The organism is Salinicoccus sp. RF5 (genome assembly GCF_020786625.1).
Classification (GTDB): domain Bacteria; phylum Bacillota; class Bacilli; order Staphylococcales; family Salinicoccaceae; genus Salinicoccus.
On the sequence record NZ_JAJGRC010000001.1, the window covers coordinates 1,248,582 to 1,264,007 of the forward strand.

At 50.3% G+C, this 15,426-nt stretch carries 15 protein-coding genes; 4 read left to right on the forward strand and 11 right to left on the reverse strand.

Annotated features, from left to right (window positions below):
• Nucleotides 1-5: 5 nt before the first annotated feature.
• The 8 genes from LLU09_RS06485 to LLU09_RS06520 are packed head-to-tail and all read right to left on the reverse strand — an operon-like array spanning nt 6 to nt 9,203.
• Nucleotides 6-539 (reverse strand): hemerythrin domain-containing protein, encoded by a 534-nt coding sequence (locus LLU09_RS06485; protein ID WP_228311021.1) that lies wholly within the window; start codon nt 537-539, stop codon nt 6-8.
• Nucleotides 540-554: 15 nt separating this feature from the next.
• Nucleotides 555-1,205, reverse strand: a complete 651-nt coding sequence (locus LLU09_RS06490; RefSeq protein WP_228311022.1) for a response regulator — start codon at nt 1,203-1,205, stop codon at nt 555-557.
• 11 nt (nt 1,206-1,216) lie between these two features.
• Nucleotides 1,217-2,248 carry a sensor histidine kinase gene (locus tag LLU09_RS06495; RefSeq protein ID WP_228311023.1) on the reverse strand — a complete coding sequence of 344 codons (1,032 nt, stop codon included), beginning with the start codon at nt 2,246-2,248 and terminating at the stop codon, nt 1,217-1,219.
• Nucleotides 2,241-2,699: a GAF domain-containing protein gene (locus tag LLU09_RS06500; RefSeq protein WP_228311024.1), complete on the reverse strand. Its 459-nt coding sequence runs from the start codon at nt 2,697-2,699 to the stop codon at nt 2,241-2,243. The genes LLU09_RS06495 and LLU09_RS06500 overlap by 8 nt, the downstream gene beginning before the upstream one ends.
• A 51-nt stretch (nt 2,700-2,750) precedes the next feature.
• Nucleotides 2,751-3,425, reverse strand: a complete 675-nt coding sequence (gene narI / locus LLU09_RS06505) for a respiratory nitrate reductase subunit gamma (protein WP_228311025.1) — start codon at nt 3,423-3,425, stop codon at nt 2,751-2,753.
• Nucleotides 3,418-3,996 (reverse strand): nitrate reductase molybdenum cofactor assembly chaperone, encoded by a 579-nt coding sequence (gene narJ / locus LLU09_RS06510; RefSeq protein WP_228311026.1) that lies wholly within the window; start codon nt 3,994-3,996, stop codon nt 3,418-3,420. The genes narI and narJ overlap by 8 nt, the downstream gene beginning before the upstream one ends.
• Complete coding sequence (gene narH / locus LLU09_RS06515) at nt 3,989-5,542, reverse strand: nitrate reductase subunit beta (RefSeq protein WP_228311027.1); 1,554 nt, start codon at nt 5,540-5,542, stop codon at nt 3,989-3,991. The genes narJ and narH overlap by 8 nt, the downstream gene beginning before the upstream one ends.
• Nucleotides 5,532-9,203 carry a nitrate reductase subunit alpha gene (locus tag LLU09_RS06520; protein WP_228311028.1) on the reverse strand — a complete coding sequence of 1,224 codons (3,672 nt, stop codon included), beginning with the start codon at nt 9,201-9,203 and terminating at the stop codon, nt 5,532-5,534. Before LLU09_RS06520 ends, narH begins: the two co-directional genes overlap by 11 nt.
• Before the next feature lie 205 nt (nt 9,204-9,408).
• On the opposite strand from LLU09_RS06520, the gene LLU09_RS06525 reads away from it, so the two are divergent.
• Entirely contained in the window at nt 9,409-10,125 is a 717-nt protein-coding gene (locus tag LLU09_RS06525; protein ID WP_228311029.1) for a response regulator transcription factor, read from the forward strand.
• On the forward strand, nt 10,122-11,903 hold the full coding sequence (pnpS, locus tag LLU09_RS06530; RefSeq protein ID WP_228311030.1) for a two-component system histidine kinase PnpS: 1,782 nt from the start codon (nt 10,122-10,124) through the stop codon (nt 11,901-11,903). The genes LLU09_RS06525 and pnpS overlap by 4 nt, the downstream gene beginning before the upstream one ends.
• A gap of 88 nt (nt 11,904-11,991) precedes the next feature.
• Here the strand turns inward: pnpS and LLU09_RS06535 are convergent, their stop codons facing one another.
• A complete protein-coding gene (locus LLU09_RS06535; RefSeq protein WP_228311031.1) occupies nt 11,992-12,681 on the reverse strand; it encodes a DUF542 domain-containing protein in 690 nt (229 codons plus the stop codon).
• 130 nt (nt 12,682-12,811) lie between these two features.
• Between LLU09_RS06535 and LLU09_RS06540 the strand changes: the two genes are divergently transcribed.
• Together LLU09_RS06540 and LLU09_RS06545 are read left to right on the forward strand one after the other, a co-directional pair.
• On the forward strand, nt 12,812-13,780 hold the full coding sequence (locus tag LLU09_RS06540; RefSeq protein WP_228311032.1) for a hypothetical protein: 969 nt from the start codon (nt 12,812-12,814) through the stop codon (nt 13,778-13,780).
• 44 nt (nt 13,781-13,824) lie between these two features.
• Complete coding sequence (locus LLU09_RS06545; RefSeq protein WP_228311033.1) at nt 13,825-14,415, forward strand: LOG family protein; 591 nt, start codon at nt 13,825-13,827, stop codon at nt 14,413-14,415.
• An 11-nt stretch (nt 14,416-14,426) separates the two neighbouring features.
• On the opposite strand, the gene LLU09_RS06550 is transcribed toward LLU09_RS06545, so the two are convergent.
• Nucleotides 14,427-14,942 (reverse strand): GNAT family N-acetyltransferase, encoded by a 516-nt coding sequence (locus LLU09_RS06550; protein WP_255620688.1) that lies wholly within the window; start codon nt 14,940-14,942, stop codon nt 14,427-14,429.
• Nucleotides 14,943-15,057: 115 nt separating this feature from the next.
• Nucleotides 15,058-15,399: a hypothetical protein gene (locus tag LLU09_RS06555; protein ID WP_228311035.1), complete on the reverse strand. Its 342-nt coding sequence runs from the start codon at nt 15,397-15,399 to the stop codon at nt 15,058-15,060.
• Nucleotides 15,400-15,426: the final 27 nt, after the last annotated feature.

Genomic DNA, 15,426 nt, shown 5'->3' on the forward strand with positions numbered 1-15,426 from the left:
GGCCCCTATTCGGTAATCAGGGTGTTCACCTGCTCCAGAAGCACTTCTTCATCGACTTCCTTGAGTACTTTATCGGCCATCGTAAACAGCACGGACTCCTCTTTCACCATATGTACCATCAGCACTTCGTATGCTTCCATGACGTCCTTTACCATTTCATTCATGCTGTCGAGCGACATTTCATTCATATCGTGCATCGAATGATGGAAGAAGTGTTGGATATAGGCATCGATTTCCTGATGCTCTTCCTCTATTGAGAAGATCGGTCCCTGCTCCAGTCCAATGTAGGCACCGAGCATCGGGAAGAAATACTGCTCCTCCTTTGCCTGATGACGCTTCAGGGGCTTCTCGAACGCCGTCAGCTTCTCCCTCAGATCCTTTATGACCATGAGTCCTTCGAGGCGGCTTTTGACATCATCGTTTTCAAATTTGAGCACCAGCTGGAACCATTCATTCATCAGATATTTCAGATACCTGTGCTCATTCTCCAATACACGCAATGCTTTTACTTTAAATTGAAACTGTTCCTGCTCTACCATTCCATTCACCTACATTCAAAAATCTATCAATTTTTTCTTCATGGCATATTCTACAAGTTCAGGGCGTGTGGAGAGGCTCAGTTTCTCCATGATCCTTGCTTTATGCGCCTCCACCGTCTTGACTGAAACGAACAGCATTTCCGCTATATCCTTATTGCCGTAGCCTTTGGCGACCAGAGGCAGGATTTCCAGCTCCCGCTTCGTAAGGATGCTGAAGGGTTGCCCCAATTTCTCCGGGACATCTTCATCATTCAGAAGCTTTTCCATATTCTCATCCATGAGGACCGGGTCGATATACCTCTCCCCCTCGTGGATTTTCCTGATTGCCTTGATCAGTTCCTCATCGGGAGAGTTCTTCAAAATATATCCTTTTGCCCCGCTTCTGAAGGTATGCCTAATATATTCCTCATCGTCGTACATCGTCAGAATAAGTATCTTTATATCAGGAAATGCATCGTGGATGCGGCTGGCAGCAAAAAGGCCGGATTCTCCTGGAGGCATGCTGAGATCCATCAGGAGCACATCCGGCCCGAGTTCCTTCACCTTTTCGAAAGCCTGTCTGCCGTCAGCTGCCGTGCCGACCACTTCCATATCCGGCTGATAGTTGATCAGCATGCTGAAGCCTGTGCGGACTACTGCATGGTCATCAGCAATGACAATTTTCATGCTATCTCCTCCTATACTGGAATGGAACCGAAGACTCTGGTGCCTTTTCCGGGCATGCTGTCGACGCTGACAGTGCCGCCCACGCTGCTGGCCCTTTCCGACATGCCGAAGAGGCCGAGACCTGTACCAATCGGAGTGTCCCCGGTCCGGAAGCCCAGGCCGGAATCTTCAATTTCGAAATGGACATGTGGGCCTGTTCCGTCATCCATTTCCTCAAGCCTTACATTGACCGTATCCACTTCAGCATATTTGGCGGCATTGAATATCGCTTCCTGGATGATCCGGTAGAGCACCGTCTCCACTTCCGGATTGAAGCGCTTCCGCTGGATGTCGAGCGTGCAGTCCACAGTGATTCCATACTGCTTTTCGATCCATTTGAAATGTGTCTTGAGAGCTGCTTCTATACCTAGGTCGTCGAGGCTCGCCGGACGTAGTTCTACGGAGATGTTCCTGACATAATCGAGCAGCCGGCTCAGGGAATCCTCCGACTTCATCATCTTTTCGTTCAGTTCATCACGGTCATCGATATACTTGAAGAGCCGCATCTCCAGAAGCACATTGAGCAGCTCCTGGGTGACGCCGTCATGCAGATCCCTCGATATGCGCTTCCGCTCACCTTCCTGTGCATGGATGATGCGCTGCGTCAGCCTCTTCTGGTGCTCGATCTCCTGCGTCCTGAGCTGCTCGGACAATGGATTCAGCGTGAACACACTGATGTTGTTTTCCGGGTCGATGCGCTGGAAGTTGGCGATGAAGGGTACAACATCACCCTCCCTCGTGCGCATATATACTTGGAAGGTCACCTTCTCATCAACATGCAGATAGCAGTTGTTGCACTCCACACGCCCCCCGGCAGCATACATGCCCTGGCAATGTGTGCATATATGCTGAAATTGGCTTTTGTCATAGTTGGTATCATCCAGTGTGGCTGCGGCATGGGCATTCATATATACGATTTCTCCATCATTGTTGACGAACAGTATCATTTCTTTTGACTGGTGGAACATCGCTTCAAGCAAATTGACCAGGCTTGTATTATTCATTAACCATCAGCTCTTTCAATATTTGTTGTCTGAGGGTCGTTTCTACATACTGTTTGATTGCTTTATACTCTGTGTCGGTAAACGCCCTTTCCCTTCTATTACCCATCAGCAGAATGCCTATAACCTCTTCATCGTCGTTCCATATCGGAAAGGCGATGAAGCTTTTCAGGTGCTCCATCCTGAGTATGGGATAGCGGAAAAGGCTCGTCGCTATCTCCGTTTCTGATATATCCTGGACAACCATCGTCTTGCCGCTCTTCATGACCGCCCCGGGCACCCCTCTGCCGGTCGGGAGGGCAATCTTCCTCCACCTTTCGTTCGTACTCCCGACATTGTACTTCCATTTGACCATATACTGCCCACGTCTGTTCTTCACATCCGTCAGCGCCACTATATCAAAATCGAATGTTTCCTTCATGTCCATCAGGACAGATTCAGTTTTCTCTACCATCATACTACTCCTCCATCTCAAGGAGATCCCCTCTGCCATGTTTTCCTTCTGCTATCTGTTCCTGCGGTAGACGACATAGCTTCTTCCCAGATAGTTGAAAGGCAGGCTCCATGCGTGAACAAGACGTGTTGCAGGCCATAGTGCAAAAATCAGGAATCCGGTTAATACATGTATTTTAAAGGTTAATGGTACATCCGTCATCAGATTTGCATCAGGTGAAAAGATCAGCAGCCCCCGGAGCCAGACGGAAATCGAGGCCCGATAGTCGAAATCGGTCACCACTGCATTTGTTACGAGTGTTGCATACACACCGATGAAGGTGATGAAGAGCAGGAGGAAGTTGACGGCGATGTCCGATGCTGAACTCAACCTCCGTACCGATGTCTTCGTGATGCGGCGGAAGGTGAGGATGATCATGCCGAGGAGCATGACGACACCGAAGAACCCACCGACATATACAGCCCCCAGGTGATAGAGATGCTCGGTCACACCGATTGCCTCCATCCAGCGTGCAGGAATCAGCAGCCCGACCACATGGCCAAAGAAGACAGGGATGACGGAAAAGTGGAACAGGATGCTTCCGACCATGAGCTGCTTCTTCTCGATGAACTCGCTCGATTTGGCGGTCCACCCAAATTGGTCAATTCTATATCGCCAGATGTGTCCGACTACGAAAACCGCCACACACAGGTATGGGAAAATCACCCATAGAAATTGGTCAATCATTTTCCACGCCCTCTTTCTCCGACACTTCCACACATGCTTTGAATGTTTCCCTCAATCCTTTGATCAGATTGAAATACGGGCTTTTATTCTTTTCAAGCGCCTGGATGATATGGTAGGTGCCGTCTTCAAGCACCATGATGAGCAGTGCCATGCTCTCTTTCGCCCGGTCATCCCCACGCCAATCCGCGGCATAGAGGAATTCGAGCATCAAGGGCAGGTAGTCGCTCAGTTCATTGTCCGGCATCTTCAGGCCGAACATTTCATAAAGTACCTTAAGCTTCGCGAGCATCTGCCCGCGCTCCTTCTGGTCTTCGAATTTGAAATACGTCATATACAGGTTCGTGTGCTTGTCGAAATCGAATGTCTGCGTATAGACCTGCTGGATGTCATCCAGTCCTATTTCATGCATATCCTCCCAATACTGCTGGACATAAGGGTAGGCAGGGTGGCTTTCCCAGAAAGCCCCCTCGAATTCCCTTGGGTGAAAATCCAGCTTTTCAGGATATGTGAGCTGGTTTGCAAAAAAGCCGAATGATTCTTTGTAATCATATAATTTTTCGAGATTAATCACGCCATATTCCCCCGTAGAAGTTCTCTTCATAGACTTCCTTACCAGATTTTGCTACTGACGCCTGAGCAAGGGATGGTCCACATCCATCACAGTCCGATCCGCCGAAACCGAAGCCGCTGCTGCCCTGTGAACGGTATGGGTCAGCATACTGCTCCCTGTGGGAACTCGGTATAACGAAGCGGTCTTCGTACTTGGCGATCGCCAACAGGCGGTACAGAGATTTTGTTACATTGGCATTCATGCCGACACGTTCCAATCTTGTTTCATCAAAATCCTTGCCACTTGAGATGGCCCGCATATATTGTCTCATCATCGCCATCTTCTGGAGCGCTCCTTTGACCGGCTCCACATCGCCGGCAGTCAGCATGTTCGCCAGGTACTGCAGTGGAATCCGCATTTCTTCGATTGCCGGGAAGATCGCATCCGGATTCTTGATGGAGTCCTTGCCCTCGAAGTAGTTCATGATTGGACTGAGGGGCGGGCAGTACCATACCATAGGCATCGTGCGGTACTCAGGGTGGAGCGGGAATGCAAGCTTGTACTCCACCGCCAGTTTGTATACAGGTGAATTTTGGGCTGCTTCGATCCAGTCTGCTGAGATGCCGTCGCGTTCCGCCTGCTCGATCACCTCAGGATCATTCGGATCGAGGAAGAGGTCGAGCTGCGCTTCATACAGTGCCTGCTCATCTTCAATGGACGCCGCTTCAAGTACGCGGTCCGCATCATATAGCATGACGCCGAGGTAGCGCATTCTGCCTGTACAAGTTTCTGAACATACAGTCGGCAGCCCCGCTTCTACACGCGGGTAGCAGAATGTACATTTTTCAGCTTTGTTCGTCTTCCAGTTGAAGTACACCTTCTTGTATGGGCAGCCGGTCATGCAGTAGCGCCAGCCGCGGCAGGCTTCTTGGTCGACGAGTACGATGCCGTCCTCATCACGCTTGTACATCGCACCTGACGGGCAGCTTGCCACACAGCTCGGGTTCAGGCAGTGTTCACACAGTCGTGGCAGGTACATCATGAATGTCTGCTCGAAGTTGAATTTGATTTCCTCTTCGATCTTTTCGATGTTCGGGTCCTTTGGTCCTGTAATGTGGCCGCCGGCAAGGTCATCCTCCCAGTTCGGTCCCCATTCAAGGTCCATCTTTTCTCCGGAAACGACCGAGTGGGCCTTCGCTACAGGGCTATGTTCGCCCTCTTCTTTAGTGATCAGATCGTGATAATTATACGTCCACGGCTCATAGTATTCTTTCATTTCAGGCATATCCGGGTTGTAGAAGATCTTCCCGAGCGCAATCTTTGAAAGTTTTGTTCCGCTTTTGAGTTCCAGGCGGCCGTTCTTGAGTTTCCAGCCGCCTTTATAATGTTCCTGGTCTTCCCAGCGTTTAGGGTAACCGATCCCCGGTTTCGTCTCTACGTTGTTGAACCACATGTACTCTGCACCCGGTCGGTTCGTCCATGTACTTTTGCACGTTACACTGCACGTATGGCATCCAATGCACTTGTCCAGATTCATCACCATTGCTACTTGCGCTTTAATCTTCAAGCCAATTGACCTCCTTCATTTTTCTTACTGCCACATACACATCCCTCTGGTTGCCTATCGGTCCATAGTAGTTGAAACCGTAGCTTGTCTGGGCGTATCCCCCGATCATCTGTGTCGGTTTCATGTGTATTCTCGTCGGCGCGTTGTGGCTGCCGCCCCTTGTATCCGTTATTTCAGAACCCGGCATTTCAATATGCTTGTCCTGTGCGTGATACATGAACATCGTCCCTTTAGGCATCCTGTGGGAAACGACTGCCCGTGCGTTGACCACGCCGTTGCGGTTGTAGACTTCAAGCCAATCGTTGTCGTTGATGTCGTGCGCTTCTGCATCCAGCCTGGAGAGCCAGACTGTCGGCCCGCCCCTGAAGAGCGTCAGCATGTGCAGGTTGTCCTGGTACGTGGAGTGGATGTTCCACTTGCCGTGCGGCGTCAGATACCTCAGTACGAGGCTGTCGACGCCTCCTTTGACCTGCTTATCCCTTGTGCCGAACACCATCGGTGGCAGCGTCGGTTTATAGACCGGCAGCGCCTCCCCGAACTGCAGGAACATGTCATGGTCCAAATAGAATGACTGGCGCCCCGTCAGTGTCCTGAAAGGTACGTTATGCTCAACATTTATCGTGAATGGGCTGTAGCGTTTGCCTGGTCTGTTGTAGCCCTGGAATACTGCAGTCGGCAGTACTTCCCTTGGCTGTGCGGTAATGTTCTTGAAGGTGATCTTCTCATGTTCACGCTCGGCTGCGATATCCGTGACCGGCATGCCGGTCTGATTCTGCAGGTTTTCATAGGACTTCCTGGACACTTCACCATTCGAGCAGGAAGCAACATGGAGGATGACATCGGCAACATTCCTTGCCGTGCCCATCTTCGGCAGACCATCCTTGATGGTGCCGTCGGTATAGACTCCAAGCATATCCTTCAGTTCCTCGTACTGGTCGCTCACATCGAATGAAACACCATGGGCACCGATGTTCGTCTTGAACTGCGGTCCGGCGGTAATGAATTTGTCATACACTTCCGTGTAGTCCCGCTCCACCACTTTCATTCCCGGCATCGTCTGTCCCGGAATGGCTTCGACTTCTCCCTTCGACCAATCCTTCACATGGCCGAGCGGCTGTGCGATCTCCTGTTTCGTATCATGGGCCAACGGTGCTGTGACAAGGTCCTTATGCTTGCCCGGCAGATGCTCCTTCGCCATGTCTGTGAACCTTTTCGACAGGTCCTTGAATATGTTCCAGTCGGATTTCGACTCCCATAGTGGGTCGACAGCAGGATTGAACGGGTGGATGAACGGGTGCATGTCGGTACTTGAAATATCATGCTTCTCGTACCATGTCGCCGCTGGCAGGATGATGTCCGCATAGATCGGTGTCGCCGTCATCCTGAAGTCGAGCGCAATCATGAGGTCGAGCTTCCCTTCAACGTCATCCCTCCATTCGATCTCTTCCGGGATGAATTCATCGTTCGGTGTGGCGAGCAGGCCGTTTTTGGCTCCAAGCAGGTGCTTCATGAAGTATTCCTGTCCTTTGGCAGAAGAGGAGATCAGGTTGGAGCGCCAGACGAACAGCGTTTTAGGGTGGTTCTCCTTAGCACCCGGATCTTCAATCGCAAACCGTGTTTCCTTATTCTTCAGCTGATCGACAGCGAGGTCGATGATGGCCTGATCGGAGTCATCCCCCTTGGCAGCGGCCTCCTTGGCAAAGTCAAGGCTGCTCTTATTGAACTGCGGATAGCTCGGCAGCCATCCCAGTCTTGCTGCAAGTACGTTGTAGTCCGCAGGGTGCCTGTAGTCGATCTTCTCGGCTGTCGGAGACTGCAGTGCATCTGCACCAGCCTCTTCATATCTCCATTGCTCTGTGGCAAAATAGAACCAGCTTGTCGCATTCTGCTGGCGCGGTGGGGCCTGCCAATCCTTGGCAAATGCAACGTGGCCCCAACCTTCATAGGGACGCACTTTCTCCTGACCGACATAGTGTGCCCAGCCGCCGCCATTCTTACCCTGACAGCCGCACAGCATCACAAGGTTCAAAATCGCCCTGTAGATCGTGTCGGAGTTGAACCAGTGGTTGATGCCGGCGCCCATGATGATCATGGAGCGGCCATCCGTATCGACTGCGTTCTGTGCAAATTCACGTGCAATCTGAACGACGAGTGATTGCTTCACGCCGGTGATCTCTTCCTGCCATGCCGGTGTATAGATGCAGGATGCATCATCATAGCCCTGAGCCTCATTTTCAGTGCCGAAGCGGTTGACGCCATACTGGCTGGTCATCAGGTCGTATATTGTGGCAACATAGCGCTCCGTGCCGTCCGCAAGCTTCACTTTGCGTGCTGCGATCGGACGTTTGAATACGCTGTTGCCCGCATTGTCGAAATACGGGAAGACGACTTCGATCACTTCAGCACCATGTCCTTCAACAGTCAGCGCCGGATCGATGATTGAGCCATCCTCCTGTTCAAGTGTGAGGTTCCACTGCTTGCCGTCTTCCCAGCGCTGCCCCATCGTGCCGTTGGGAGCGAGCAGCTGATCCGTGTTGCCATCCAGAATGACGGGCTTCCACTCTGCGTTCGTGGACTCGATGCCAAGGTCGCTTTCCCTGAGGAACCTTCCTGCCTTCAATGTATCCTGGAAATCGTCCAGCATGATCAGGAACGGCATGTCGGTGAAGCGTTTCGCATAATCTATGAACATCGGCTCCTGCCTCTGATGATAGAACTCGTCCAGGATGACATGCGTCATTCCCTGTGCAAGCGCTGCATCCGTGCCCGGGTTCGGAGCAAGCCAGTTATCGGCAAATTTGACGTTCTCTGCATAGTCCGGTGCCACGGAAACGATTTTCGTCCCCTTGTATCTCACTTCCGTCATGAAGTGGGCATCCGGTGTGCGGGTCAACGGTACGTTCGACCCCCACATCATCAGATAGTTGGAGTTGTACCAGTCCGCCGATTCCGGAACATCCGTCTGTTCACCCCATATTTGTGGTGAGGCGTTCGGAAGGTCTGCGTACCAGTCGTAGAAGCTGAGCATCTCGCCGCCGAGCAGAGAGATGAACCTTGAACCTGCTGCATAGCTGATCATGCTCATTGCAGGAATTGGCGTGAATCCTGCAATGCGGTCAGGGCCGTATTTCCTGATCGTGTAGATGAGTTGGGCCGCAATCAGCTGCGTTGCATCCTTCCATGTGACGCGCACGTGCCCCCCCATGCCCCTTGCCTGCTTGTAGGACTTCGCCTTCTCTTCATCTTCGACGATGCTTGCCCAGGCTTCGATCGGATCATCATGTTCTTCGAGCGCCGTCCGCCACAGACGCCACAGCTTGCCTCTCATATATGGAAACTTGATGCGCATCGGGCTGTATTCGTACCATGAGAAGGAGGCGCCGCGTGGACATCCCCGCGGTTCATATTCCGGCATATCGTTACCGCAGGAAGGATAGTCCGTCTGCTGGTTTTCCCATGTTATGATGCCGTTCTTGACGAATACCTTCCAGGAGCAGGAGCCTGTACAGTTTACGCCATGGGTCGTCCTGACGACCTTATCATGACTCCAGCGCTGCCGGTACATCTTTTCCCACTCCCTGCTCTTATCTTCCATTATTGACCAGTTACCGTTGAACTTTTCCGTTGGTTCGAAAAACTTCAGACCGAACAATTTCTTCATCTGTGCCACTCCTATCAGAATATCTACTATGACTCTAAGATATATCCATTATCTGACTGTTTCAGAAAGAATGATATTAGGGAAATTCCTACTTTTCCAAAAAGGCATAAAAAGATTGTGACAAGTATGTAAAGTTTTCAAATTTTCTGTGACTCCATGGTAAAATATAACGGCTGAGATAATTAGACATAAAAAACCGATTTATATGGAAGGAGCTATTACTGTGCATAAGATCCTCGTAGTGGATGATGAACCCTCCATTGTTACATTGATGAAATTCAACCTGGAAAAGGCCGGATATGAAGTGATTACGGCGGAGGACGGGCGTCAGGGCCTTGACCTTTCCCTGACCGAGAAACCTGATCTGATCGTACTGGATCTGATGCTGCCCGGCATGGATGGGATGGATGTGTGCAAGACACTCAGACAGGAGAAGGTCGGTACCCCGATCCTCATGCTGACGGCAAAAGATGAGGAATTCGATAAGATTCTGGGGCTGGAGCTCGGAGCCGACGACTACATGACAAAACCCTTCAGCCCAAGGGAAGTCGTCGCCCGCGTCAAGGCGATCCTCCGCAGGACACAGGTGCAGCAGGCACCCGACGATGCATCTTCAGTCATCAAGCTCGGGGCACTCGAAATCCATACCGACACCTATGATGTGTACGCCCGCGGTGAACAGCTCGTACTCACCCCAAAGGAGTACGAACTGCTGCTCTACCTTTCAAACCATAAGAATAAAGTGCTCAGCCGCGACCAGCTGCTGAACGGTGTGTGGGATTTCCATTATGACGGGGATACACGGATCGTCGATGTCCATATCAGTCATCTGCGCGAGAAGATCGAAGCCGATCCGAAACGCCCGGCCTACATCCGGACCATCCGGGGATTCGGATACAAGCTTGAGGTTCCGGCAGAATGAAGCGGCTATGGTTCAGGATTGCTTCCGCCTTCTTCATCCTGATCCTCGTCCTGATTTTCATCCTCGGTTTCTTCCTGGCAGCTCTGCTGAAGAATGCCTATACCGATATGACACGCAACCATCTCGTCGAAAATGCAGAGATGGTCACCCAGCTCATCGTCGCCTCGGAAAGCTACGGTGAACGCGAACAGCTGCAGGAACTCATCCAGAACTTTGAACAGCCCATACAGATGCGCTTTACGGTTGTTGATACGGAAGGTGTGGTCATTGCCGATTCCGAAAACGACCCTGCAGAGATGAATAATCATTTCAACCGTCCTGAAATACAGGATGTGCTGGAGCAGGATGAGGCATTCGGAGAATCAATCCGCTATAGTACAACACAGGACTTCAATATGATGTATGTCGCCCTGCCGCTTGTTTCCGAGGGCGAGACTGTAGGAGCAGTCAGGACCTCCCTGTCCCTCGGCGTCATCGATGATGCCATGAATCGGCTGTGGTTCAGCCTGTCGATTGCCCTCGGCCTGATGTTCCTCATCGCCGCCATCGCAAGCACCATGCTCGCAAGGAGCATTACACGCCCGATCGACAGCATCATGAACGTCACTTCCCGCCTGAGGAAGAATGACTACAGCAGCCGGGTGAACACGGAGGCGAAAGGGGAAATCGGCGACCTCTCCCAGTCCATCAATGCACTTGCTGCAAGCCTGCAGAGGCAGATGAAGGAAATCGAGGAGAACGAACAGCAGCTTACGAGCATCATTTCCAACATGGTAAGCGGTGTCATGCTCGTCAACCAGGATGGGAAGGTTGTGCTGCTGAACTCGGCGATGGAGCGGTTCCTATCCCAGCACAAAGGCAATCTCATCGGCCAGCCCTATGAAAAGGTGGGTGAGCGCTTCGCCCTCAGTCCGCACATACATGCCGTCTTTGAGACCAATGAAAAGGTGCATGAAGAAGTCCACTCCTATTACCCTCAGGAACGCATCATGGATGCCCATCTCGCCCCCTACTATGGCCAAGGGTGGCAGCAGCGGGGTGTGATCGTCGTCCTCCACGACATTACAGAGATAAGAAGGCTCGAAAAGATGCGCAGCGACTTTGTTGCGAATGTATCCCATGAACTGAAGACCCCCGTCACTTCCGTCAGGGGGTTCTCGGAGACTCTGATGAGCGGGGAAGTGACCGATGAGGAAACAACTAAGCAGTTCCTCAAGATCATACACGATGAAAGCCAGCGGCTCGACCGACTCATAAGGGATCTTCTGAACCTCTCCAAGATTGAAAGGCAGAAGATGCCGCTGAACCTTGAAACACTCAACATGACAGCACTTGTCCACGAAGTGTCCGTTACACTGCAGGGGGCCGTCGAAGAGAAGCGGACGAGGCTGGTGCTCCCCGACCCATCAAAGGATGTATATCTCCAAGGGGATGAAGACCGTCTCAGGCAGATCATACTCAATCTGGTGGGTAATGGCATCAACTATACTGCCGAAGGCGGTACTGTCACAGTCTCATTGAAGGAGAATGTCGAAAAGGTCCGACTCATCATCAAGGATGATGGCATCGGTATCCCCGAAGAGAGCCTCCCCCGCATATTCGAACGCTTCTACCGTGTGGACCGGGCCCGTTCCCGCCACTCCGGTGGTACAGGACTCGGCCTTGCCATAGTCAAGCATCTGATAGAGTCCCACCATGGGGAAATAGAAGTGGAGAGCCGCGAAGGTGAAGGCACAACATTCACCGCCATACTGCCGAAAAAGCAGGAAGAAAAATAGAAACGGTTGTGTCCATCAACATCCGGCCATATTAAATGGAAAGGCCCCCTGCTTCCTAAGGAAGCAGGGGGCCTTTCGGTCTGCACTTCTATTGGTCATGGGTCTCCCTCACCCTTTTGAAGAGAATATTATTCTCAAGGTGCACATGGTCGAGAGTGGCTTTCTCAAGATTTTCCAGCCTCTGGTAGACGAATCGGATGATTCCAGAATCCCCTTCTTTCGGCGTATAGTCATTCGTCAGATCCCTGAGGCGCCAGAATGCTTCCGCGGCGTTGCGGTGTTCATCCTCAAGCTCTGTCATATGAGGTTTCAGGGCCTCCCGCTTATCTTTGGAAGGGGTGTCGATGAATGACTCCAGCATCGGAAAGACATTGTCATCTTCATCCCTCGTATGGTCAAGGAGTGCTTCCTTCAAGTTCAGGAAGATGTCCTCGACAGCTTCCAGGCTTCCATCCTCCTTCACCATCTTCTCTACATAGGATTCAAGGACAGGAAGCTCATCCTTCAGATCTTCATGATATTTCATCTGTATATATTTGATGATGCCCGCTTCATCCATATATTTTATATCAATGCCATCCTGATTTGCTGATTCCTCTGCATTAATCTCATACAACAGGTTTTCCAATGGAAGCTGGTGGTTCAACGCCGCTTCCTTCAATGTCTTGTTTCCATCATTGGCGAAATCGATTCTCTGCTTCCTTAGAATGTCCCCTGATTTCGGGATTTCTGTTACTATGTCACCAAGCGTCATCTTTTCAGTAATTGTTTTCACCATGCATTCCTCCTCATTTACTGTAACCATACCTTTATAATGCTTTAATTAAACGAATTTGTTTACAGTTTAATGAAACATCCCGAAGGGTATATTATAATCATCATATACGAAGTTTCTGGAGGTTAGATGAATGAATGATAAAGTGAAAATGGCAGCTACGCTGCTTCCTGTTATACTCGTTCCTCTTTTTAATGAAAGAAAACGGATCAAAAAGCATCCTGATGTGCAAAAGATCGGAGAAGCATCGACCACCGTCTATCATGCAGCTAAAGATAAGGGCAGCAGTGCTGTCGAATCTGTAAAGAATGCAGGTACATCCACATATCAGACGGGCAAATCAGCCGTTTCCAAAGTAGGCGGCGCCGTCACCGACAAGCGTATGAAGCACACCTACAAAAAAGACCAGAAACAGTATGAGCAGAGCCTGAAGCAGGAGGAGTCCCTCCTCAAGCAATTTGAGAAGGAAAAGGAGAAGCATAGGAAAGACCGTCTGAAAGAGCAGACGGAAAGCAGGATTTCCGTTCCAAAGATGCTCCAATCAGGCCCTGAGGAGAAGAACGGGGATAAGTCACAGTCAATGACAGTGTCCGATGATCATAGGGAGCCCGATGCCGTCTCACCTGAAGCACAGGCGGAGAAAAAGTCCAATCCGGACAACTATGGAATCGCTGTCGAATATGACACGGACCAGTCCCGCAACCGCGCCAGCCTTTCGGAAGACGATGAAGAGAGATTGGCTATGGATACCAGTGAAGAAACAGGCGCCCAAAACAACGATGAACATGAAAGGCTGGACAACATGAATCAGAATATCAACCATTGGATCGACAAGAAAGTAAAAGGTCATGATGAGGACACTTATGAAAACGGGGAACTTTTTACAGAGCACAAGAACGTCCTGGACCCGAGAAATGCAGAAACCAGGAATGAAAATACTGAACAGGACAATTCACTTTTCAACCAGCACCGGGCACTCCACGAATCCCAAGTCTCTTCCATAGGCAGAAGAACAGGGGAAACGGGTGCAGTCAAAAAGTCCAGAAAGCAGAAAAAGCTTGAAAAGAAAATCAACAAGCATAGAAAGAAGCAGTACAAATAATAGTCTGACATTATGAACTGAAATGCAGAGAGGGGCGGCAGACGATGAAGATCAACAACATCACCATATTCTGTGGTGCCAATACTGGAACTGACCCTATATACGAAGAGAGTGCCTATGCACTTGGACAGCTGTTGGCAGAAAAAGAGATAGGTATCATATTCGGTGGAGGCGCTGTAGGACTGATGGGTGCTGTAGCTGACGGTGCCCTTTCAAAAGGCGGCACTGTAACAGGGGTCATACCACAGTTTCTGGTGGACCGCGAGATGGCACACCCAGAAGTTCAGCATATGGAAGTCGTCGAGAGCATGCATGAGAGGAAGGCACGGATGGAAACACTCGGCGATGCGATCATCACGCTGCCGGGTGGCGCAGGAACGATGGAAGAGTTCTTTGAAATGTTCACTTGGGGACAGATTGGTTTGCAGAAGAAGCCGATTGGCCTGTTGGATGTGAATAATTTCTTCTATGCCCTTACCGGCCTTTTCGAAAAACTCATTGAAGAAGGGTTCCTCGACGAGAAATATATGGGACAGCTTTTCATCGGCGATGACGCCAATGAAATATTGAAAAGTTTTGAAATATACAAACCCATTGAGACAAGAACATATGAAACTGAAAAACGACGTCGCTAGGACGTCGTTTTTTACATTTCCAACTTATATACAACGTGTTTCCTCAAGGAATGGCCTTCAATTATCAGCGGATGGTCAAACTCCTCCACCCTGGCCATGCCTATCTTCTCCATCACATGGATCGACGGCCAGTTCCGCTTCGCTGCGAGACCATATATCTCCTTGATATCCGTATGGCGTTCGGCAAACTTGAGCACCCCCACCGCGGCCTCGGTCGCAAACCCCTGGTTCCAATGCTTCTTCATCAGACGCCATCCGATTTCTACGCAAGGAAGGAACTCAAGCCTGAAGGGTCCGTCCTCTTCCAATACCTGCATGCCTGTAAAACCGATGAATTCACCGGTGTCCCGCCTTTCAACCGCGAACAGGCCAAATCCCCTGTCTTCGATATCCTTCTGTGCATCCACTATGAACTGTTTCGATGCCTCTGTCGAAAGCTTCTCCGGAAAATACCTGCGTACATCCGGATCCTGATTCATCGCGATGAAAGGGACAGTATCACTCTGCTGCCAATCACGTAATATCAAGCGCTTTGTTTTGATGTATTTCATGCTTATCCTCAACCATTCTTTCATTTGTATAATGACTGTATTCGATAGCTCCATCCATTAAAAATGAAAGAGAAAGAGAGCAAGCATCCCTCTACTCCTCCACTTTATCACCCTCATTCCCGAGCGGGGCATCCATACGTTTGTAAGTAATGAGCTGAACCTTCACTTCTTCATCATCAAAATCATAATCTTCAAGATTTTCTTTCTGATCGGTAGTGAACACTACATCTACAAAGTCATCTGAATCCTTGAAATCGTATCTCACATTGAACGTTTCGAATTCCTGATCCACATTTGGTTTTTTGGAGACGAACCGGGAAACTTCCCCCTCAAAGCTCTGGACGCCCATCCCGGTAATCTCCTCTATTTCATAGCGCAATGCCTCAAGTGTCATTTCTTTGCCTTCGATGATATTGAACTTCTCTTCGTGCATAACTATCCCTCTCTCTCTCTCAATTGT